Genomic DNA, 22,167 nt, shown 5'->3' with positions numbered 1-22,167 from the left:
TGTTTTGACATCTAAAAGTAAAAAGGTTAAGCTTGCCATTAAGGAAGACACGTAATTCAATAGAGAGGTAAACAAAAAAATGTACGCGGTGGATATGCCTGTCAAGTTGCGATTTATTTCTTGCTTGGAAGAACTGCTTGCGTCAAAAGGTTGGAGTTATACCGATTTATATAACAAGTCTGGGGTTTCTCGAACCACAATTCGCAGCCTAACTAGAGAAGGTGGGTTGGAAAGGATAGACAGAAGCAGCACAGAAAAATTAATGAATGCTTTAAATTGCTCGTTTGATGAGCTCTGGAAAGTCGAGGCAACAAACAAGTAAGGAATTTTTGTGTACTTTTGTGAAGTAATTTCGTGCGCTCTTTTTGTTTAGAGGTCTAAAAACTTTGTTTTGAGTACTGGTAGAATAAGGGGAATAGCCGCCACTTCGACGAGGATATTTACGGTATCCCAGGAAGTATTTTCGGCGGCGTCCACATATTAGAAGTATGCAGACTATGGAAGATCTTATCAAAATCGAACAAACATTAGAGCAAACTTTAGTTGTTGATTCTCGTTTAATTGCGGAAGAGCTGGGAGTAAAGCATTCAAATTGGCTCCAAAACGTTGTAATCCAGTTCCAGCAAGAGATTGAAGATGATTGGGGAGTAATCGAGTTTAAAAAGAGAAAACCCTCCAAAGGTAGTCGGGGTGGGCGTCCTGAGCGCTACGCTCTACTGACCGAAGAACAATGCAATTTAATTGCTACTTACTCAAAAAACACGCCTAAAGCAAGAGTTTGCAAAAGAAAACTGGTAAAATCTTTTGCGAAAGCCAAGGAGGTAATTAAGCAAGTAATCCCCCAGCAAAGCGATCGCATAAGAGAACTAGAGCTTCAGCTAGCGATCGCTAAAACAACAAAAGAGTCGAAAGAGCTCGACCATACAATGGTGACTATGCATGGAGCAGAAGTTACTTTAGCCTTGCGGGGGAAAACAGATCAAATTGTCGAGACTAAAGTTCCAACGATCCAAACCATAGATAATCGTACAGGCAAGAGCTATGCAGGGCAAGGTCTTAGACAGATAAAAGACTATCTATGCTCCAACTATGGGATCAAGGTTAAGTCGGGGTCAGAGCTAGCAAGAATCCTGGAAAAGCTTGGGCATAAAGAGCTCGTTAAGACCATGCCTCGAATTGTTTCTGCCCAATATATTCCCGAAGAGGATTTACACAAAGCCATTCAAATTTTGTTGAAAGAGTTGCAAAAAAATCGCCAAATATTACTAGGAGAGTCTTAAATGGATTTGTTTGATGCATTAGAAGAGGTTAACTATTTTGTTACTTGCCTTTCTGGGGGCGACGACCACGAGGGCGAATCAATTGGGATGACTGTCGATCAAGCGATTGATATGTATTTTGAGTTTGGATACGGCCACTTTGAGGCTTCTTTATTGACGACAAAAACCAAGCAAAAAGATAATTTAGATATGCACTTAAAAGTTTTTCCTGTGCTGCATCGTCGAATGGCAACAGAAGAGGAAAAAAAAGATCTGTTTCTGGACCCAGATTGGGAATTTGTCGTAACTGGGGAACCAGAGCAAATAATCAAGTACAAAGCAAAGCTAGATAACGAAAACAAGTATCGATTCTACCCTATCTAAAAAAAATATTTAGTTCCCAAAGGGACATTTTGTCCCTTTAAGGGATACGATCGCCCAATCCTGTTCATGCAAGGTAAAACTTATCAGCGCTTGTTGTCCCTAATATCAGTATTGCGATCGCATCATCGCGAATCCCTTCTAAATCTTCAGTTGCTCTTCCCGATGCCACAACTGCGCTATTTTCCAAGAAGCCAGCGCCATCGTAATCATTCACCGAGTTAAGGTAATCTATTAGTCCATCATCAGCTTCATTTTGATATTGCTCAATTTCATTATTTGCCTTGAGATCTTTAGAGATGCTTTTAGCTCCATCAATGCCAAAGTTAGTAACTATTCTTGTTTTAACTGCCTCATACCTTTTGAAACGAACTTTGCTCGATTCACTTAGATATTGCCCCGTAGCTTCTTGAAGCTGTTCTTGGGAAAAAACTTTCAATAAATCGCTGGGATTTGCCGCAAGATACTCTAGTAAAGCTGATTTTTCCCCATCAGGAAGCTCAGAAATATCAATCCCCGCAGCCACATACTCAGCATAGACCTCTTTGACGCGATCGCTTACATACAGAAAGTCTGCCTTAGAATACACGCCATGCAAAGCAACCCAGTTAGCCATAGGAGTTGCCCCAGGTACTAACCCCAGAATTGAATAATCGCCAATTGACACATAACATTGAGAGCCGTCGGCCAAAGTCGGAGGATCATTGGTTACCAGAATTGGGTCGTGAAGCCCCGTAAGCTTCATCTGAGTCACTCCACAAATTTTTGTTCCTGCGATCGCGCCATATAATTTCATAGTTACTCCTTAATTTATCCTGTTTGAATGGCTTTAAAATATCGAATTCCTACTGTTAAAGTTGTGGCTGTCCCCGTGTTGCGCCGCCTAAGATCAATTGTTGAGCTGGTAGGGACGGCTGAGACTTGATACTCCTTCGTTATACTAGTGTCGTCATTGCCTTGGTCATATCTTTTTGAAAAGGTAAACTCAGCGTCTTGTACCCCATTGACAAAGACTGCATATTCAACAGTTCTACTATTGTTAGAGACACGAGAGTTAAAACTGTAAAAGACCGCATAGTTTGCTGTATTAATATTTTCTGTGGGCAAGCTCATATCCGCTACGACTTCCCAAGCCGTAGGGGTTGTCGAACCATCAGCTAAAACATCAATATCGGGATTACTTTCGGGTTGCTGAGTTCTTTTTCTGTCAATGGGAAGAACAAAATCCGCCTCTGCTAAGTCCCCAGCGCTGTTATACCCTAAGATCTTAGTGATTTCTGTCGATAAAGCAATAGAGCCAGAGCCAGTGTAAATATCATCAATTAGGCCATTGTTCTCTGCGATCGCGCTAGATTTGGTAAGCGCTGACAAAGTGGTTCCTGTATTGTCAAAGTCAGAACCGTCCCGAATCGAAGTATCAAGGATAGTATTGGCTGTGGTTCCTACCAAGGAGGACAAACCAGAGTAAGCGATGATATCTTTGGTTATTTGAGTAATGGCTCTACCTGAAATATTGCCGTTCAAATTCCCACTAAGATTAACTTCAGAACAAGCGCCCTCAAACCTCAGTAAAGAACCACAAGTATAAGCAGAAACGACTTCAATATCTATATTGGCAATAGTGACATTGTCCCAAGTAGCAAAAGTCCCGATCGCTACGCTATCCGTTTCTGGCAAAGCAGGCGTTCCATCAATGACGCAATTATCTAATTCGGCTTTTTTCCCGTCATCAAACTGTAAAACTTCACTAGTTCGCGTCATCGAGACAAAAAGACAATTTTGCAATTGAACTCTGTGGCAATCATTAGCAATTACCCTAGCAGCGCCGCTAATCTTGACTCCTCTCAATAAAACTTCGTTATTAGTAAAGCTACGAAATCGTAAAATCCCAGTCAAGGAAGGCGAGTTAGTATCGGCTAAACTCGCTCCCCCACTAAGAATTAATCGGGTAGCGTCTACAGCATCCCCTTTGATTGTCCCCCCAGGCAATGATCCAGTTATGGCTACGGTGATGGTTGAATCGCCCCAGGTAAAGATGTCAAGAATTTGCTGTAAGCGTGCCAAGGTCTTGACGGGGTCGTTAAAGCCATCGTTGCCATCTAGCCCAGTACTTCCATTTAATAAAACAGTATTAGATGGAGGAGCCCCAGAACCAGACCCTTGAACTTTAACCCTCCCCGCACTGTCTGAGTAAAGAAGCCCTGAACCTATCCCCCCTGCTGTGGCCGCCGCTTCATCGGCAAAATTACCAGGGATTCGTAAATAAGTCTCGTTGGCACTCCCAAAAAACCCAGCTTGATTATTTTGTTGCAAAACAACGGGGAAATTAACGCTTACAAAAGCCCCTAGCTGGAGGACACTACTGCTTAGAAAAGTTCTATTCCCGCTGACTGCTCCAGGGATTTTAATCAAGCTACTGGGATCACTAGCCAAAAAAGCGCGATCGCAAGTACAAACTCCAGAAACTGACTCAGGAACAAAAGTTACGACACAATTGCCGCTAATCGAGGTTATCGACCCGCCTTTTCTTACGGAGAATAAAGTTCCCGCCGTTTCATTAAAAGTAATCGTATTTTCAGCGAATATTTGTCCCCCTTGTTCAGCCAACAAGTGAATTGCTGTGGAGTTCGCCGTATCCGCCTCAAATATGCAGTCAAGGAGCATTACATTGGCTTGCCTGAGAACTTGAATGTTCCCTCGTACAAAATTTCCCTCATCTTGAATGTTGTTATTATGCTGGAACTTAAGAGCTTTGCAAGCGTAATAGCCGTGTTGATCCGCCTCAAAAGCCCTAACCACTGGGAAGTCAGTTCCTCTTATATCAAGCTGGGAATTAATGTCAAAAGAAGCTGGAATACAAGTAATCGATTTTGCCCCAGTTAGATTGGGGAGATGCAAAACCCCCTCACCTGTATAATCACCCGCCGCAATATTTAACGTAGCCTTAAATCCGTTAAGGTCGAGCTCTTCAATCGCCTTAAAAGCTTTTGCGATCGTTTTATAAGGATCGCCTACGGCTCCAGTGCCCGTATCATCTGGCGCGGTCACATCGACATAAAAATTAGCATCAGCAGATAATTTTCTTCTTGAGAAAGAAAACACTTCGACGATCGCAGATTGCACTTCAACAGAGTCTAGATCGCTACCTGAGCTATCAAAAGTTACTCCGCTTGCTGCTATAGCCTCTTCATCGCCGCCAGCTACTACTCTCCATTCCTGAAAAGAAGGCTCCCAGTAATAATGAACATTTGCCTCAAAATCAAAATATTCTGCGATCGCATAAACATTTTCAGGAGGAGCAACAGGAGATCCAAAGCCTGAGTATTCATCATCCTTTTTGCCTTTTAAGTTGCTTTGAACTTCGCTCCAGCCATCTTGAACCCAGGCAGAAAGATCCGAGCGGAAAACTTTGCGATCGCTTTCTCCTGTCTTTCTAATTAAAACTTTAGAGTTTGGTTGCCACAAAGATGCCATTTAAATTTCCCTATTGTTACCGAGGGTGTAGCGTCGGCTGTGCTTGCTACTCCTTCTGTTGAGCCCGATGCAAAAGCAGCTACACTTCCTTTTTGAGCGACAGCCAACTTGCCATCCCCAGCCGCGATCGCAGAAGGATCTTGGCTGCATTAGTATCTCTTGATTCTCCCTGGTTCGGACATGGGTGACATTCTCCGCACACTGAATCAAAGATTATGGACGTGGGGCTTCTCGCCCATTAGCTAAACCTCAATCTGCGATCGCAAAGATTCCCAATCAACATTAGGCAAGACTTCTGTCAGCTCATCAAAGGACTCAATAGGGCGAGCCTCAATAATGGCTTTAGCTCCGACCCTTCCGATTCTCGACAGAGCGGTAATTTCTTTTTGAGAGGCTTCGTTGAGGTTAACCAGAAGACTCCCTTCAGAGCTACTAGGCTCTTCATTTTCTTCCGGCTCTTGGCTTGGCTCCTCGATCTCTTCTGGATCAGAAGGAATACTGGACGGCGATCGCGACCAACCAGCAGCCATCCAGGCCGGAACATCAATCTCATGAAGATCTTTGCGATCGCCGTCTTTATATAGAACAACACTCATATTAAACGCAAGTTAAGAAAGCACCATAAGTTAAATCACCAGGGGAACCCGTGGGGGTTGCCACGACGCGAATCACCGGATCAACCTCATCTACTAAAGCTTGGTTGACCAGCTCTCCAGAAAGAGGAATCTCGCTGGTAGTCGCGACTCCAGGAACCACTGTTGAAGCAATTTCGGCATAGGTACTGCCAGTGTCATTGGCGACCTCGATGGAAATCACCCACTCAGCGGAGCCCGCTACATAGGAACTATAAGCATAACTATTGATCACGCATTTATATTCGCCGTGGCGATGCCATCTCAGCAAGCCCAAGGGAGTCCCATTGGTAGCGGCAGAGATTGGCGCTTCGCTAACTTCTCGCAACACTGTTGCCGCATCATAATTGCTTTTGCGAGTAAGAGGAATAGTGGAAAAACTACTAGACATAATATCTCAATAAGTATCTTGAACAGGTATTAGGCGGTAACTGCCGCGTTGGTAATCCCAGCGATCCGAGTTACAGATCGAGCATCCATGACGGCGATTCCCATCTCGGTCTCTACTCGTGTACGCAAAACGGGCTTATCGTCCACTTCGCCTAGATCTCGAATTTGAAACATCTCGGCGTCACTAGGCATATTATGGATTCCCATCAAACCTTCTTGTCGCAGAGACACGCAATAGATAGATGTCGAGGTAGGAGTTCCACCTCCAGGGGATTCCTCTTCAAAAGGCAAAATCTCATTTGCTAGGTTGTCTTCTTCCATCTCAATAATAGGGAGACCAGCATACATAGTGACAGGCCGACCAAATTCATCCTGCGTATACTGAATAAACCCAGAAACTCCAGTGGTTCGAGCTGCCTCAGTGAGCAACAAGGCCATAGTCTGGTTCATTACCCAATGGGTGGGGCGGCGAGTTCTTTTTTTCGCCCAGTCTAGAGACAAAAGCCTTAGGGCATCGCCATTGCTTGAGGGAGTAGTTCCAGGCCCAGCGGGGAAAACCAACTGAGTCGAAGTAGGAGACAAAGGTATTCTTGCTTGCAGTCCCGCAAATTCCTTAGGATTAGTTGTGGGATCTCCCTTGATAAAGGTGCGGTCAAACTGAAGGGCAAGAGCTCGAACCTTCATATTTTCGCGACTACTTCTGGCACCTTCTCCTAGTTGACGAACGATTGAGACGTCAACATCAAGGTCGCCACCAAGAATCTTAGTCGATTCGGTAAAAGGAATAGTCTCCCCCGCATCTTCTTGGTAGCCTTCATTTATTCCACGAAAACCCACATTAGGTAATCTTTCTTCCCGTGAAGCGGTCAGGCTGCCACCATTAATCTTTTCAAAGGTCATGCTCTGCAAAAGCATTGATTCTTCTGCAAACTGCATAATGATCTCAGCTTTGCGATCTTCCCCCCTGTTAACGGCAGATTCAGCCGCATCAATAAGGCTTAAAGGCATAGGTCTTGTTAGTAAAAGCTTGGATATTTAAGCGATCGCCCTAGCCTCGCACTAACAGACAACCAGTCCTTTCACGTCGCGTTTAAAAGACTAACTTTATAGTAGCAGTATATTTTCAATTGAATATAGTTTTTCCTTTGTTTTTTCCCTGATACCCCATTTTTTTCTTCAAAGCCTCAAACCTTTCTGAGTTGGTAGCTGAGCGATCTAGGCCACTCCTAGTAGAAGTAAAACCTGTGCCATTTTTTGTTTTAGGGCTAAAATAATGGCCGTAAAACTGATCCTCTCTAATTTGCTCAATCAACTCGTCAACAGTCATGGGCTCTCCGCGATCATTTTTTTGCTCCAGTCCGTCTGTATCCAAAACTGTATAACTGCCGTCCCTTTCTCTCCTGGTGCGAGCACTGATAGCTTGCTTTACTTCATCAAAATAAGTTTTACCTGTAATCCCGCTTTTCCCCCTTAACCCTTCATGGGCATAGAAGACGTCTTTTAACTCAGTTGCCTTAGTTAGTTCTTGAACTTTGGCTTGCAGTTCGTCAATTACTTGGTCTTTTTGTTTGATACTTAAATTTTGTCGCTTAGAAAGAGTCTCCCATTGTTGCTGGTCCTTAAGCCGCTGCTCTTCAGTTTTTTGTTTTTCCTCTTGGATTTTTTGATATTCATCAAGATCAATATTTTTGTATTTGGCTAACTGCTTTGCTAAGCGCTTAGCTTTGTTTCTCTCTTCGATTAAGGCTTTTTTCCCTGCTGCACCTAAGGGCTCATCATCGGCTTCTTCAAAAACATCCTCCGTATCAGGCTCCAAATCAAGCTCAGGCTCTTGAGTTAAATCTTCAGGGGTCAATTTTTTATCGTCTTCTTCTAATGTCATATTTACTCTTAAAAAGCGTCTTTACTATTGTACTGCTTTGGAATCAAGATGTTTAGCACGCGATACAATGTGAGCAATGCTTTCCCCGAAAGAAATTGATCAAGAATTACAATCGAGACCCCAATTCCCCAGCTTACATTCATCCTTGCTTGATAGATATTTACGGTGAGCTAGAAAAATTACGCGACATTTGGGAAGGAAAGACTGCATGGTACAAAACTCGATTTTTTTATCAATCAGAATCAAAAACGAGTCGCTACAGTGCAACTTCTTCGGGAGGCAAGCGCTTGTCTCAATCGGAGCTACTTAAGAATATTGACTGGATTCGGGCGAATGAATATTTACCCAAGGAGACCTCAGAGGAAGATGGCAACTATCTCAATCGACTAAAGCGATCGCGGTTTGAAAGGAAATTTCGCGATTTTATCACCGGAGATCTCGCAGGGCTACTATCTAACTTCTCGCGATCGCAAACCAGCCCATCGTTAGAAGAGCAAAGTAACAACGTTGACGGGCAAGGCAATAGCTTAGAGTTATTTTTGATTCAAGCCGATTCTTTAGCTGCTCGCGATGGTATGGTTGCCATCCTCACCGATGCGCCGAGTGAGTCCGCTGCCAGAAGTAATGCCGAGGCAATGTCCTCTGGTGTTCGTGCTTACTGGTCAATTATTGAGCGGCGAGATTTAATCAACCTTGAAACGCAAATGTTAGGCGGCCAAAAAATCATTACAATGGCGGTTATTCGTCGCTACGCTCAAGTGCCCGAAGGGGAATATGGTAGTAAAACAGTAGAGCGATATCGAGTTTACACAATTGGAGAATTTGTCGAATACGAGATCGAAGAAGTAGAAGGAACGCAAAACTACACCCAGGTCGATCAAGGAACCTTTGCCCTCGACTACATACCCTTAACCCTTTATTCTCTTAACAGCTTAAATCCCTTTGAAGCTGACATTCCCTTGCTTGATTATGGAGAGCTCAACATTGAACATTATCAATTAGCTTCAGAGCTTAGAGAAATCATTCACACAATCAATAGTCCGCCGCTTCAAGTCAATAAATTGCCCGACGCCCCCTTTGAAGGAGTCAATGGAACAAACGAGACAATTGTTGTCGGCCCCTATGCCGTGATACGCGATCGCGATTGTCAATGGGTTGAAGCCCAAGGTCACGGAATTAAGCATACGGCCGATCGCCTAGAAAAGGTTGAGCAGCAAATGAAGGAAAAGGGCTTGGGATTTGTCATTGGCTCTCAAGCTATCAAGACTGCCACCGAGGTTGAATTTAATGCCAGCCAAACCGAATCGCGATTACAAATGCTTGCGATCGCAAAAGAATCGGCATTTGAACAGATGGCTCGGCACTGGTCAGATTTTATGGGAGAGTCCGAAAGCGAAATTATAACCTTAGATCGCGAGCTTATCTCAAACTTATCTAAACTTTCCCCTGCCGAACTATTAGACGCTATCTCTCAAAGAACAGTTAGTCGTGAGTTTGGGTTAGCTGTTCTTAATCACAACAAGGCTTTTGGCGATAAGCTTCCTGAAGAGGAAATTCAAAAAGAGCTAAGTCGACTTGGGGGCGCGCCCTTGGACGAGGTTGACGAAGAAACTGTTTTAGGCTGATTTGCGGCTGCGTGGCGTTATATTTAAGCGGTATCCCGCTATTTCCAGGCAAGGATAATTATTCCTAAGAGATGTCAGCCCGAGATCCATTCTTAAAGGGTTCCCGCAGTTAAATCCCTGATGATATTCTGCGATCGCCTCTTGAGTAGAATATTTCTTCGCAACCTTGTCCAGCTCTTCCCAGGCAAATTCCAGCAAGGTATTTACGCGATCGCGATCTTCTTGAAACTCGGCAAGTATTTGTTCTTGATGAAGTTTGGCTATCCTCGATTCCAGGTCTTTTAGCTCCTGTGAGTTTTGGTGTATCTCCTCTCTAATCGCATCAAGATCTTGCTTTTGATACTCCGCCAGCCTTGCTTTGTACTCATCAAGATCTTCCTTCGTCGTCCCAGCCGTTAAAATAGATGGAGCAACAGGAGGCTTTAATGACTCCCTTTTTTCAATAATATTTTCCTTTAGAGCGATCGCCTGTTTGAGAGAGGTTACTAAATCCATGCCATTTATCGAAGATGATGTAAAAAAAATTAGAGACTTGATGGACTTACCCAGGGAAGAGCTGCGCCCTAATAGTTGTCTCAGAGTAAGGATGAGCGAGGTTGAAAACGACGATACCCTTTACTCCACAACCATTGTAGAAGACATTCAGGGCTATCTTAGTGAGATTGCCGAGATTGACGGGAAGATCGTAGCTCTAGATAGCCAAAGCCAGGCCAAGGGTGTGATCGAGGAAATCGAAATTAAAGACGACTATTCGGTACAGTACCAAGCCTCCCAAGTAACCGATGCCACGGCCTACTTACGACGTCGTCGCAATATCCTTATGGGCAAACTTTATCGAGACTTGGGGTATCGACGCCCAACCTATACATCAAGCTATGTTCGCTCCTAGCGATCGCTCAAGAGTCGATACATTGCCCAGAAAATATTCGATATCACAACGACAGTTCCTGCGACACTCGCATAGGTAGCCGACGGGAACGATTTCCTCGATAGGCGTCCATTGCCTCCGTTCATAGTTTGGGCAGCTGGGACAATGGTTTGCCCCAGGCTCCAAGAATCTTTTGGCATAAACAATCCCCTGGTTTTGCCTATCGATAAGCTCAGCTCTTGATCTGGTTGAGATCGCAGCTTTAGCATAAAGTCCAGTTCGCCATACAATGCGATCGCTTGTCATTTGACCATCTTTTATCTCAGAAATAAACTCCCTTAAGAATCCATATTCTTCTCTAAGTCTATTGCCGATCGCACCATAGGCTTTGGAGCTAACATTATTTTTCCCGCCACTGCCAAGTAAGCCAGCCCTCAAATGCAAGGACTTCATCTCTTCGCTCATGGCATTTTCAAAGACACCTAGGGAGATGCGCCCATTGGTTAGCTGACGCGCAAGATCTTCCATCCGACCTTGGGTTTTATTAATATCGCGATCTAAAAAGTTTAGGACATCTGCTTTTTTAACAAACCTCTTTGTTTTGCGATCGTGATATTTTCCTGTTCTTGAATCCCAATAATATTCCGGCATCGCCTATCTTCTCACGACTGTATTCTCATCTGCTGGCGGAATATCTTCTCCAAGGCAATCAAAATTGTGAGAGTACCCGACAAAAGCTTTCTTTCCAGTTCTTGGCTTCCAGAAAAGCAGATTGTAGTTCCCCCTTTGATCTATTCCTATCTCTCTTTCGCACTTGAAGCAATAGTTCTTTGGGCATTTTTTGAGGCCAAACCCTGGCGCTTCGTGAGCATCCCAAGGAAGATATTTTTTGTTTCCGCTAGCTGGCATTTTGCCATGAGACCAAGGCTTGTCACTCATCTTTTCTCGGCGTTTAAAAAACTTTTCATTTCAGGGTGGGCTTCCAGTACCGCTTTATTGACATCCTTTGCTTTAATCTTATCTAGCTCCTGGCGATCGCGATCGCTCAAAGGATTTCCTTCTGGCTTAAACGTTTCTTTTCCCGGCACATTAAAAAGTCCAACTCGTTATTTTTAGTTTAGCTTTTTCGCTCAGTAGCCATAGATAGAAAGCTACCTCGCAAAAAGCAAAAGCCATGTAAAAATCGTCAACGTGATCGGCGGGGCGCTTCCATGCCCCCATTTGAGCATCGTACTGCATTGCCATCAAATGCTTAAATAAGTTGCGATCACTCTTGAGATTCCCCAAGTATTTAGAGAAGTTTTCAGGAAATCGATAGAGAGGGTAGCCATCATCAGCTTGCAGGACAAAGCCGTTGAGCACTGTTTTTAAAAACTTTTCGTTGCGAATATCGTAGCAGGGGTAACGCACGCCCCCATCAATCACAACTCCTTTGCGAACAGCATCTTTAAGACCCGACTTTTGATCTGCCATACTCCAGCCCGTATCCTGGCAGAACCCAGCCGCCCAATCGCGATCGGGTTCGTTGTCAACAATCCCCGTTTTTACTACTTTAACTTTCTCAATTAATCCCGTCTTACTAACTGGAGAGGCGTATCTCACAAAACGAACTGTCTTCTCAATCACTTCTGGTAGCTTGAGATTGAAATAGTTTGGCGGCAAATAAAAGTCCATCATTGTTAACCAATGCTCACCTCTTCCGCAATCGATACCTCCAAGAGAAACATTCGGTTGCCTGTTAATGGGCACCGGAGCTGCGATCGCAAGCCTAAGGAGCTCAAGGGTAATATTATTAGTTCCTGCTTCGCTAGGGAGCCCCAACCTTTGCTGTTGCCAATCGGCAGTATTATGACTTGTCAAGCCCTCTTCGATAATGGCCGCCGCTGTGTTGATCGCTTCAATTCTCAGTAAAGGAGAAATAGTTAATCCTATTTTATGCCTACGGCTAGGTAGCCCTTCTTCGAGATTGTTCAAATAATCTTCAAGCTCAATCCCTGTCGTTAAACATTGGTACCAAGCCTTGGATCGCGCTTCTTTGCTTAGCTCTGCTTGACAGAAAGGGCACCCGAAGTAAGCGGTCTCCACGGGCTTTTGTTCATTATGGTGGAACCATTGAACGGGTCGGCCCGATTCACTTAAATATTTTTGAGTCTTTCCCAGTACTGGGTGATCAACGATAGAAGGCTTTAACAATGCGCCTTTGGGATGAAGAGCTACTGTCTCATGGCAGTTGCCACATTCAGCATGAGGGAAAAAATGATGATCTGCTGCTTCTATCTCTGCTTCGATACCCATGCCACCCCCAGGGGTTCCCAGTTCCCTTTCTGGTCTCGTGGGAATAAGCCCAGCATCTAGTCTTCTTCTTAGGGGGTCAGCAGCTCCCATTGGGTATTGCGATCGCTCTTCCTTGAATAAAATATCTCGCGATACTCCAACGGCAATTCCCCCGGCTGCCGCTCGGCCGCCTTTGTTTTTCCCTGAATCGGAAGTAGAAACATAGGTAAACTGAGTCGTGGCCTTACCTACTTGAAACAGAGTGTTATTCTTGGCTCCGCTGCTTTTAGCTTTTCCCGCATTTTCTAGCCAAGAATCGACTACAGGACGAAAGTTTGAGGGGACTTGGATATTAAGCGAGGCTTGTAAATCATAAGACCATAAGGGGTTGAGCCCCAGCTTTTCCATGCAGTAGCATAATAACAGTGTATGTGAAAGAGTTTTTCCTGTCTGGGCGCAGCCAGATAAGTAGGTTATTGCGATCCTAAAATCTGCGATCGCAATAAGAACTTCTTTGTACCAACCAGAAAGCTTAATCGGGTCTCCTCTTTCGTTGGCTCCGAGTTCTGCGATCGCATCCAAGAAGCCTTCTCGAATGCCCACAAAGTCTAGATCCGAAACCAGATCCGAAACTTGAGAGGTGACCTCTTTTTTCTTCTTTGGCGATCGCGCCACCTTGTTCCGATACTTAGGGTAGATTGGGGCTTGCAATTATTTACTCCTTTTATGAAAACAAAGGAATTTCTAGCTGTCCATTTAATTGCTCTCGCGCTTTCTTTGGTGGCAAACAAGTTTCGACCCAATCAGGAACAAGATCCTTGTTCATTTCCTCCCTGTAAGCTTTTCTGATATTGTTTGCAGCCGAAAAAACAGAATTTGGATCGCCTTTCTTTATGGCCATTTGGTTAGCAAGGGAGTTCATGGTCAAGTCGATTTCCGACATGTAGTTAAGAGGTGTTTCTTTTTTTTTGGCTCCACAGTCTGCTCTTAACTGGGCAGTATTTTTTTTGTACAGACCTTTATACCGATCGTTGTGGACAACGGCATAGCTAACTCCTCCAGTCTCTTGAACAAGAACAGCTACTTCTTTATTCGTTTTTGTGACCTGAAGCCTTTTCTCCGCCCTTTCTCTTCTTTGCTTGTCCCCGTCTCTGTAAAGAATCTCTAGGGCTAAGTCTGAATCTCCGTCAATGTATCTGGTAACTAGGTCAGCGCTCTTGCCTCTGTATTCATCCCCTACTGCTCCAGGCAATAATGATAATAAATAATAATAGCCTTTTCTGTCTAAGCAAGGTGTTTTTTTGCTCAATCCTCCACCTTTTTTCTTAAAACTGTAATAGTACAATTTTGTACTTAAATCAGAGTACTTCTTACAAATGTCTTTCAGTGTCCTGCCAGGATTCCTTCTCCCAGACAAAACACGAATCACGTCTAGAGCAGAAACTTTGCCGCACTCCGTTCTTCTGATTTTAGAATTGTTTAGCTCTTGAATGTTAAAATCACCCATAGTCTGCATACTCCTAATATGTGGACTGCGTTGTTAATATGCCTCGTTGCTACCGAGGCTTTGCGCTTTCCAATTATTTTAGTGCAGATCGCTAAACAAAAAGTTTAGATCTCTAAAAACAATCGAGCTCAAGGAGTCAACCCAATACCTTTTGACATCCTACCGCCGACAAGTTGGGGTCTCCTGCCAGAAAACCAAAGATGAGCCTGTGCCGCCCAAAGGGACAAAATGTCCCTTTGGGAAAGAGGTAGTTATTCTATTGATTGGCTAACGCCCAACCTTTTCGTTCAAATAAATATTGAAAATCTGTCTATTGATCTCCAAGGCTTCTTCGATCTCCGCTCCGTAATGATCCTCAAATACTTTAACCTCTATTGAGTCGAGTGCGATCGCGGGAGTGATCCGCTTTGCGATCGCAAATGAACCAACAAGCCTTACCTAATAATTCCGTGCGTCCTTTTTGTTTAGAGATCTAAAAATCTTGTTTCTCTCTCCGAAGTAGAATAGGGACAGCTCTTTAAGGAAAGTAGGAAGTAGGGGGTAGGAAGTAGGAAGTAAAAGCAGACAAAATTCGTTTTCAAAAATTTTAGCTTCAAAAGCTTTACTGGGCAAAGGTTCTCGTTTTCGGAAAAATCCAAAACTTCCTACTTTCTACTTTTTACTTTCTACTTTCTACTTTCTACTTCCTACCCCCTACTTCCTACTTTGAATGGATGTTCACTTTTACTAGCTCAGCCAAATCCAGTCCCTCTCTGTTTGCCTATTCTGCTCCCATTCCTAATAAAAGTAGCATCCTGGCCGAAAGCCAAGAGATTCCCTCGTTAACCAGTGAGGTGCAAAGCCTGACGCCAGTAGACGGAATACTTGCAACTACCGCTGCAATCACTCCCAGGCGAATTTTAATCAATGGAACTCCTTACAAATTAACTTTTGAAGAGCCGAATCCTGGCGAATATGCGATCGCAGAGCGAGCCTCAACGGCTGATGATTATCAAATTAGGATCAACCCGATCGCCAGGCAGCCTAGGTATCAAGTTCATCTCCAATCAACTCCCAGCACAAGAATTCCCACAACTGAGATTGATTTAGATATTCCTAGTTTCATGGAAACTTGGAACTGCTTAGGGGCGATTAATTTTACGCGATCGCTGGAAGGGCATCCTACAGCAAACGCCTTGTTCCAGCTCACGAGAAAAGAGGAATGCTCAGCTCGCTTGCAATTGAGAAGAGGCAAAAAGGTCAATTTATTTGGTATTCCGCTGCGCATTACCAACTATAGCTACACTCCTGTTCAGGATGAAGTTTATCAGGTAAAAGTATCAATTAGTTTTGTCGGCGAACATGACTCTTACGCAAATCCTTCTCGCAACCCCCTAGATCTCCCTATCAGGCTCAAAGGGAAAGACGGTGACAAGTCAGGTTGGCAATCTTTAAGTGACTATGCGAAAGAACATGGCGTTCAATATACAGGGGACAAAATTTATACTTATGTGCCTAAAACCACCAGTAAAGAGGCTCTGATTACAGTTCGGCAATTGCTAGATCGCGCGATCGTCAATCAGCAATTTATGTATTATTCGGCTCCTGGGCGCATTAAGGCTTTTGACTGGGGCAAAACCAAGCTACATCTTTTTGATGTGCAATGGCACAAAATTATTTCTCATACCTTTGCTGGGGCTGGAGCGGTACAGGGAAAGTTGCAATTGGCTAAAGAATATCGCAACACTGAACTGGTACTACAAAAGCCCGAAGATGTTGGCGACGACATCCAGAAAATTACCTATCGCTGGGAGTTTAAACGAGCCAAGTCACTGACTGATGTCCAGACTCCTGCTGAGCCTCTTTCGGTCGGAGACGAGATTTATATTCTCAAAAACCCCACGACAGAGCTGTTGCGAGATCCTGGGATAGCTTTTGACGTGGGAAACTTCGCTAAGGAAGCCCATTATATTGGGGAGCAGGGGGGTGTCGAAATATCACGAGAAACCTGGGTTTATGGCTGGGTATTCTCAAGTCTTGATACCTATAGCGTTGTCCCTATTAAAAATTTTGAAATCTCAGGAGATCAAAATTTTGGCGGCTCAGTAGCAGTTAGTGAGAACTATCGGGTTATCTTTACTCCCTATAAATTATTCAGCTTTATCTCTAGCGCTTGGCAGCAAGTTCGCTACGCTAAGACGGTTCGCCAGTTTGACAAAAAAGGATATTTAGTTAGTGAGGCCACTGAGGGGAAAGAGCTGGCGCGATCGCTGCAAGATAGTTCCAGCCTAGAAGCGATCGGCACTCAGCTAAGCGCGTTTCAAAAGTTATTTGAGTCTGAACAGACAGAAGACCCAGAGCAATCAGCCGCTCTACTGGAAGAAGCCACGGCTCTTTTTGCGATCGCGGATGCCTATCGTTTCCTTAAGACCGAACCCGTCAAAAAATCAGTTTCCTATGAGCTTCAGCCCCATAGCAAATATTTTTCTGATATCAATAACCCGACTGCTGAGGCTGAGGATTATGTCGAGCCTCGTTTCATGCATCATAGTATCTCTTCCGAGCTCAAGCGAATTATTGAGGAGAATCCAGGCTCAACCGAAAACATTCCCTTGCCGCCCATAATTAGAGGAAAAGAGGAAACTCAAGAGCAGAGAGTCACGATTACCAGCAAGAAAGATCCTGGAAAGTTTGTCGTTACCGATTTTACAACTAACGCCGAGGGGAATGGACTAAGGCAGAAGATCACTGTTGCTGATGGTGGAGAACAGATAGGGCGTCCCTCGATTCATCAACGCAAAGAAATTGAAGAGCCTCCCACTCCCCAAAACTTTACCAGTGGCAATAGCAGCTTTCTGCTTCAATCTCTTGATGTCGAAGAGAATAAAGAAACCAAATTCCTGCTTAACACTCCAAATAGTGACCCTATAGATAAGCTCTCTCAAGATTCGATCAGCTTTCCTGATGTTTACGAGAAAAGCCTAGGGCTTAAAGCTGCTGAAACTAAGATATCAATTGAGAACACCAAAGCCTCAGAGGTTCTTGTCCTAGAGACTCTTTACCAAGATTGGGAGGAAGGCGATCGCGTAGTTTTTGAGGGCAATCAATATGTAATCCTGGGAATTAATTACACAATCATAGTCGAGGGGGTGAACCGCCTTAAGTGCAATGATTACCGCCTAACCCTGGGGCGCTTGATCACTCCCAGTGTCAAGGTTACTGAAATCAAGACCAATCCCAACTCGGCTCTAGTAGACTCCCCAATTAATGGCCTCCAGGCGATCGATGGCAACGTTGGATACCTCAACTCTGTATTTAATTACCTGGCTGAGCCAACGATCGCTAATGCTATTCGACTGGGATTGTTAGAGGACTTTCTTAAAGAGACGGGCTTACTTGTCTTGAGCCCTGAAGAAATGAGCCAAGTTGACGCGCTAGAGAATTTTCTTCAAGGGGGCTTTGGCGGGGCTCCTAACTTGGACAACTCCTCTGGTTCGCCCAAAATAATTGCTAACCTACCAGAAGACGGAACCTTTACCGACAATAGGATCAAAACGCCAATTGAGAAATTTGCAGATCTCCTCAATCGCATTTCTTTGATCGATAAATTCAACTCCAAGCTAGAAGAGATCCTTGGAAAACTGCTCTTAGAATCAGAGAGCCCGGCTCTTGCTGCTCAACAAGAAGGGGCTTCAACTGGGGGCGGCGGAAATCCTCTAGAGTCTAATATTCAGTTTCCATCGGTGTCTCCTAATATTGTGCTTGAAGGTGGAGACGAGATGTTGAGCAAGATGCTTAACGCCCTATTCGGAGCTTTGGATAAGTTGCTTTTGACCCTACAAAAGCAAAAACCAGGCGCTAGTGGCGGGGGCTCTGGAGGGGCTGGAGGGACTGGAGGGACTGGAGCCGGAGGCTCTGGAGGTGGAGGCTCTGGAGGGGCACGACAACTTCCATTTTTCCCGATCGGTGACCTTTTGGTGTTCCTTACTAGTACGGACATCAATGGTTTGCTAGCCTTAATTCTTGAGATGATTGCCGAAGCAAGACGATTAATTAAGAATTTTGAACTTACTCCAGAAGAGTTATTAGAGAACGTTTTAGGTGCCTTGCAGCAACGACAAGCCCAGCTTGCTGCTGCTGGAGGCGGGGGCTCTGGAGGGGCTGGAGGGACTGGAGGCGATGGAGCTGCTGCTGTATCGAGTGGTGGAAGTAGAACTATCAACTTGATTTTTCCCGAAGGACTAGAGCCTGCCACTATAACGATTGTTGCTCCTGATGAGGACTTGGATAGTGTTGATTTTGAAAGTTTGTTTGCTGAGCTTGATTTGATGCTAACTGAGTTAGCCGCTTTAGCTCAAGAGGATTTTGGTTTTGAGCTAGACCTAAGTCTGCTTGAGCCTCAAGCGGGGATTGCGCCCCCGCCTAGTGCTTCTGGCGGCAGCGTTCCTTTTGGAGGTACTGACTTTGACGCTCCGCCCAATCTGGGGTCGGGTATCACCTTTTTCCCTGGTGATGACTTGGTGCAAACTATTTTGGCTGAAGTTAAGGATATATCGGGAGTTATCGGAGGCGGAGTTAAGCCTTTGCCGAATAAATCGTTGGGGGTCGATTTTTGGGAGACCTCGGTGATCCCTAGTAATGGGGGTCTCTTGACTGGTGGAGCCGAGCCAGGTTCTGGCTTGACCAATAGCCTACCCAGTCCAACCCCTCCCGCGATCTCTGGCTCCCTCTCTGATAGCTCGGGGCTTTCTGGAAATACAAGCAATAACCCCACTAGTGAAACATCAGGAAATACTGGGGAGTTTAATAGTGACGGCTCAAGCGCAGCTAATCTACCCACAGCACCTCCTTTCCCTGATACTAATTTTGCGATCGCACCAGTCATTCCCGTAGCTTCTGGTTTCCTTTTACCCTCAACTTCTGTCACCGAAATCCTAGAAGATCTAACAGGGCAATTTATTCTTGCTCCAGAAACTCTTTCCCATGATCCTCTAACTCAGGGCTCTTTATTTATTGCCGAGGGGACGACTGCCTCTGAAATCGTTTTCTGGGAAATCATTAGTGATTCGGTAGGAGTCGATGTTCTTACGCCCTATGACCTTGAGCCGACGATTGAGTTTGCCAATAACTTTGACGGCGCACCTGTAACACTGCGGGTCTCCCTGTTTAAAGCGCCAAGTATTTCGGCAATTGTCAATATTTTAGTTTCTCCTGTCTCGATTCTTTCTGTTGGGAAATTCTATGTCAATGGCTCGGCCACTGTATCTGATGATACTAGGGTCGATACAACCACTCTTGCTCCTGTATTTGTCGTGACTGGGGATAGCAGTTTTGTTTTCTCTTGGAGTCCTCCGGCTTTCGATGCGATCTCGTCAGTGAAAAACTATGTCATCGAAGAGCAGCAAAGCGATCTCTCTTGGTCTGTAATCGCCACAACAACAGAACCTCAAGGTAATTTTGAGCTTGGGGCAACCTATCGGATCTTAAGCGATTATGGTAATCAACTAGGAGGGATTCCCAGTGAGCCCTTTGTTCTGGAGACAGCTCCTGTTATTGGTCTATCTACCCTATCGGTTGGAAAATTCTATACTAACGGCGATCGTGTTGGCGTAACTCCTGTTCCACCTGATCCTTTCTATACTGGGATCTTGAGCGAAGAGGCGGAGAGCTCTTTAACGGTTGGAAAATTCTATACCAATGGCGATCGTGTTGGAGTGACTCCTGTTCCTCCTAGCCCTTTTTACATTGAAGTTTCGACTGAAGAAGCAGAAAGTTCTCTAGTGGTTGGAAAATTCTATACCAATGGCGATCGTGTTGGAGTGACTCCTGTCCCTCCTAGTCCCTTCTACACAACCTAAGCGTTTCTAGTTGAAAACATCTTGTTTGACATAGGGAACAAAATGCCCAATAATAGTATTTGTAAAAAGTAAGCGCAATTGAACACTATGAGAAAGTTTGGGCGTCCTAAAAAAGGAGTTGTACAATCAACAACATCTCCTTTCAAGAAACTAAGGCTACAGGCAGAACTAACTCAAGAGCAGATGGCTCAAGAGATAGTGGTTACCGTCTCAACCATTCGCCGTTGGGAAAAATCCCAAGCAGAGCCCACAATGACAGTTGCTCAGATGAAAAGGTTTTGCAAGGTGACAGGGGCTGAGTTGAGCGATCTTCCCGATACCTTGTTGGAAAATACCGAAGAGCCGATCGCGGCTTAGTGCTATGGCAGGCGATCGCAAAACAAACAAAAACTTCAATGGGAAATTAAAAAATATGGGCAGGCAATATTTGATGACCAATAGAGAGCTTTACTCTTTGGCTTTGGCGGATTTTGGCTCTATAGAAAAGACTACTTATGAAGAATGCGAAGAAAAAGCAAGAAATATTATGCCGCATGGCTTTCCATTGCTGGCAATAGATATTTGTTTTAATGAGCAATCCAAGAAAAAAGGACGTAGGGATCAGCCATACCCAATCTTAAAGGAGGAATGGGGAGTCTTTGTTCAAGACGCAAAAACAATGGCGTCTAAAATGCCGAATTGTTATTTAGTGGATGGAGCTAAGTATGCCCTCCCAATATAGCCAATCTAAACTCTTGGCGGTTGGGGCCGATCGCCCCGCTCCATAAGAATTTTGTAAAACTGATCCTCTTGAGCTTCGCTAATCCAGCGCTGATAGGTCTTATTATGCTCTGATTCTGTGTGAGCCATCATGCGAGCGGCCATCGGGTTGGGCATAAATGACATTGCTCGAATTGCCCAACAATGCCTCAAATCATAGGGCTTACACAGATCGTACCTTTTGAAAGATTTAGTAACTCGATGGCCTAATGCCCGATTATCTTTGCCAGTAACCTTTGGGAGTTCGCGAGGCTTGTTGAGCTCCCATTCTTGCCACCATTCGGGATACAAGCACCAAATCCTCCTCAGTCCATAATGGCCTTTGCGATAAGTAGAAATTAGATGGCCAGGTTCGCGCTGTAAGCTTTCTAGATCAACCAAAAACACTTCATGGTTGCTCAGCCCGTAGGCCGCCATTAGGCCAAAAACATATTGCCAAGCTGGATTAGGAATTGAATGATACATTTGTGCGATCGCCTCATCTGTTGGCAAAATTCGCTCACTATTTTTATTGGTGTAGTTGCCTTTGTACTCGTTGAAATTAATATTTAGGCCAGCAAATTTTGCGATCGCATTAGCAACCATTACAGCTCTTCTGCGAGTGCGGGTATCAGCGTCAGTGGAAAACACTAGGTTGCTTAGTGCTTCCTTGTTTAGCTCAACTCCTTGGGGGAGTCGCTTGAACATTGTTAAATATTCGGTTTTCCATGTAGTAAGGCTTTCTGGGGTCGCTGCTTTTTTGCGAAAATAATCTTCTTCGTAGCGAGCAATCCAATAGTCAGTTGTTCCCAGCGGTTCTTTGGTTTCTAGCCAGTTTTTCCAATCAAACTGATTTAAGGCAATTTCTGAACTGAGTCTTTTGGCTTCGTTCTCGGCTCTTTTAATACCTGCTGGATTGGCATAGACCCCAAGAGACAACCTTTGTTGGCAAGGGCCTTCTTTGTCGCTACCGGGTCTTGGGGGTAAGGTGCCGCGAAGAGTAAGTTTTTGTCCCCGCTGCTCAATCTTAAAGCCGCAGCTTCCGCTTTTTAAGCGATTGTTGGCCGCCTTTAGTAGTTGCTCGTTCTTTTTTGCGCTCATCTTGCTTGGACTTCTGCTGGACTAAATTTTTTTGTCTTAATTAGCAGAAATGGTAGTATATTGCGACTTGATTTTACCAGATAAACAAAAACAAAAATCTCTCTCGGGGCTTGTAACCTAGAGAGAGACTTGATTTTATTTATTATATGGGCCGAGTTGGATTTGAACCAACGTAGGCGTAGCCAGCGGATTTACAGTC

21 protein-coding genes are annotated in these 22,167 nt (G+C 44.5%); 8 read left to right on the top strand and 13 right to left on the bottom strand.

Annotated features, from left to right (window positions below; genetic code table 11):
- Positions 1 to 79 precede the first annotated feature (79 nt).
- The 3 genes from XEN7305_RS21825 (at position 80) to XEN7305_RS21815 (ending at position 1,643) form a co-directional block, all read left to right on the top strand.
- Positions 80 to 322: a helix-turn-helix transcriptional regulator gene (locus XEN7305_RS21825; protein WP_006511696.1), complete on the top strand. Its 243-nt coding sequence runs from the start codon at positions 80 to 82 to the stop codon at positions 320 to 322.
- Positions 323 to 497: 175 nt separating this feature from the next.
- On the top strand, positions 498 to 1,280 hold the full coding sequence (locus XEN7305_RS27010) for a Rha family transcriptional regulator (protein WP_006511695.1): 783 nt from the start codon (positions 498 to 500) through the stop codon (positions 1,278 to 1,280).
- Entirely contained in the window at positions 1,281 to 1,643 is a 363-nt protein-coding gene (locus tag XEN7305_RS21815; RefSeq protein ID WP_006511694.1) for a hypothetical protein, read from the top strand.
- Positions 1,644 to 1,707: 64 nt separating this feature from the next.
- Here the strand turns inward: XEN7305_RS21815 and XEN7305_RS21810 are convergent, their stop codons facing one another.
- The 6 genes from XEN7305_RS21810 to XEN7305_RS21785 form a co-directional block, all read right to left on the bottom strand.
- Complete coding sequence (locus tag XEN7305_RS21810) at positions 1,708 to 2,436, bottom strand: hypothetical protein (RefSeq protein ID WP_006511693.1); 729 nt, start codon at positions 2,434 to 2,436, stop codon at positions 1,708 to 1,710.
- A 14-nt stretch (positions 2,437 to 2,450) separates the two neighbouring features.
- Entirely contained in the window at positions 2,451 to 5,114 is a 2,664-nt protein-coding gene (locus tag XEN7305_RS21805) for a hypothetical protein (RefSeq protein ID WP_006511692.1), read from the bottom strand.
- Between the two features lie 242 nt (positions 5,115 to 5,356).
- On the bottom strand, positions 5,357 to 5,710 hold the full coding sequence (locus XEN7305_RS21800) for a helix-hairpin-helix domain-containing protein (RefSeq protein ID WP_006511691.1): 354 nt from the start codon (positions 5,708 to 5,710) through the stop codon (positions 5,357 to 5,359).
- A gap of 1 nt (position 5,711) precedes the next feature.
- On the bottom strand, positions 5,712 to 6,137 hold the full coding sequence (locus tag XEN7305_RS21795; protein WP_006511690.1) for a hypothetical protein: 426 nt from the start codon (positions 6,135 to 6,137) through the stop codon (positions 5,712 to 5,714).
- Positions 6,138 to 6,166: 29 nt separating this feature from the next.
- Positions 6,167 to 7,144, bottom strand: coding sequence for a major capsid protein (locus tag XEN7305_RS21790; RefSeq protein WP_006511689.1), 978 nt, complete (start codon positions 7,142 to 7,144; stop codon positions 6,167 to 6,169).
- 115 nt (positions 7,145 to 7,259) lie between these two features.
- Positions 7,260 to 8,018 (bottom strand): hypothetical protein, encoded by a 759-nt coding sequence (locus tag XEN7305_RS21785; RefSeq protein WP_006511688.1) that lies wholly within the window; start codon positions 8,016 to 8,018, stop codon positions 7,260 to 7,262.
- A gap of 95 nt (positions 8,019 to 8,113) precedes the next feature.
- Between XEN7305_RS21785 and XEN7305_RS21780 the strand changes: the two genes are divergently transcribed.
- Complete coding sequence (locus XEN7305_RS21780; protein ID WP_006511687.1) at positions 8,114 to 9,643, top strand: DUF4055 domain-containing protein; 1,530 nt, start codon at positions 8,114 to 8,116, stop codon at positions 9,641 to 9,643.
- Here the strand turns inward: XEN7305_RS21780 and XEN7305_RS21775 are convergent.
- Complete coding sequence (locus tag XEN7305_RS21775) at positions 9,635 to 10,138, bottom strand: hypothetical protein (protein WP_006511686.1); 504 nt, start codon at positions 10,136 to 10,138, stop codon at positions 9,635 to 9,637. The genes XEN7305_RS21780 and XEN7305_RS21775 overlap by 9 nt on opposite strands.
- On the opposite strand from XEN7305_RS21775, the gene XEN7305_RS21770 reads away from it, so the two are divergent.
- Positions 10,137 to 10,532 carry a hypothetical protein gene (locus XEN7305_RS21770; protein ID WP_040899098.1) on the top strand — a complete coding sequence of 132 codons (396 nt, stop codon included), beginning with the start codon at positions 10,137 to 10,139 and terminating at the stop codon, positions 10,530 to 10,532. The two genes, XEN7305_RS21775 and XEN7305_RS21770, sit on opposite strands and share 2 nt — an antisense overlap.
- Here the strand turns inward: XEN7305_RS21770 and XEN7305_RS21765 are convergent.
- Genes XEN7305_RS21765 through XEN7305_RS21750 form a run of 5 tightly spaced genes read right to left on the bottom strand, consistent with a single transcriptional unit; the run spans position 10,512 to position 14,292 of the window.
- Positions 10,512 to 11,162 carry a hypothetical protein gene (locus XEN7305_RS21765; RefSeq protein WP_006511684.1) on the bottom strand — a complete coding sequence of 217 codons (651 nt, stop codon included), beginning with the start codon at positions 11,160 to 11,162 and terminating at the stop codon, positions 10,512 to 10,514. The two genes, XEN7305_RS21770 and XEN7305_RS21765, sit on opposite strands and share 21 nt — an antisense overlap.
- A gap of 3 nt (positions 11,163 to 11,165) precedes the next feature.
- A complete protein-coding gene (locus XEN7305_RS21760; RefSeq protein ID WP_040899095.1) occupies positions 11,166 to 11,450 on the bottom strand; it encodes a hypothetical protein in 285 nt (94 codons plus the stop codon).
- Positions 11,447 to 11,599: a hypothetical protein gene (locus tag XEN7305_RS29175; protein ID WP_006511683.1), complete on the bottom strand. Its 153-nt coding sequence runs from the start codon at positions 11,597 to 11,599 to the stop codon at positions 11,447 to 11,449. The genes XEN7305_RS21760 and XEN7305_RS29175 overlap by 4 nt, the downstream gene beginning before the upstream one ends.
- A gap of 1 nt (position 11,600) precedes the next feature.
- Positions 11,601 to 13,496 carry a hypothetical protein gene (locus tag XEN7305_RS21755; protein ID WP_006511682.1) on the bottom strand — a complete coding sequence of 632 codons (1,896 nt, stop codon included), beginning with the start codon at positions 13,494 to 13,496 and terminating at the stop codon, positions 11,601 to 11,603.
- A gap of 13 nt (positions 13,497 to 13,509) precedes the next feature.
- Positions 13,510 to 14,292, bottom strand: a complete 783-nt coding sequence (locus XEN7305_RS21750) for a hypothetical protein (protein ID WP_006511681.1) — start codon at positions 14,290 to 14,292, stop codon at positions 13,510 to 13,512.
- Positions 14,293 to 15,005: 713 nt separating this feature from the next.
- Between XEN7305_RS21750 and XEN7305_RS21745 the strand changes: the two genes are divergently transcribed.
- The 3 genes from XEN7305_RS21745 (at position 15,006) to XEN7305_RS21735 (ending at position 20,850) form a co-directional block, all read left to right on the top strand.
- Positions 15,006 to 20,129: a hypothetical protein gene (locus XEN7305_RS21745; RefSeq protein ID WP_006511680.1), complete on the top strand. Its 5,124-nt coding sequence runs from the start codon at positions 15,006 to 15,008 to the stop codon at positions 20,127 to 20,129.
- An 87-nt stretch (positions 20,130 to 20,216) separates the two neighbouring features.
- On the top strand, positions 20,217 to 20,486 hold the full coding sequence (locus XEN7305_RS21740; protein ID WP_006511679.1) for a helix-turn-helix transcriptional regulator: 270 nt from the start codon (positions 20,217 to 20,219) through the stop codon (positions 20,484 to 20,486).
- A 4-nt stretch (positions 20,487 to 20,490) separates the two neighbouring features.
- Positions 20,491 to 20,850, top strand: a complete 360-nt coding sequence (locus tag XEN7305_RS21735) for a hypothetical protein (RefSeq protein ID WP_006511678.1) — start codon at positions 20,491 to 20,493, stop codon at positions 20,848 to 20,850.
- A gap of 5 nt (positions 20,851 to 20,855) precedes the next feature.
- On the opposite strand, the gene XEN7305_RS21730 is transcribed toward XEN7305_RS21735, so the two are convergent.
- Complete coding sequence (locus tag XEN7305_RS21730; RefSeq protein WP_006511677.1) at positions 20,856 to 21,968, bottom strand: hypothetical protein; 1,113 nt, start codon at positions 21,966 to 21,968, stop codon at positions 20,856 to 20,858.
- Positions 21,969 to 22,167: the final 199 nt, after the last annotated feature.

It is taken from the genome of Xenococcus sp. PCC 7305, assembly GCF_000332055.1.
Classification (GTDB): Bacteria; Cyanobacteriota; Cyanobacteriia; order Cyanobacteriales; family Xenococcaceae; genus Xenococcus.
The sequence above is the reverse complement of the archived record's forward strand: the minus strand, read 5'-3'. Positions and strand labels throughout refer to the sequence as shown.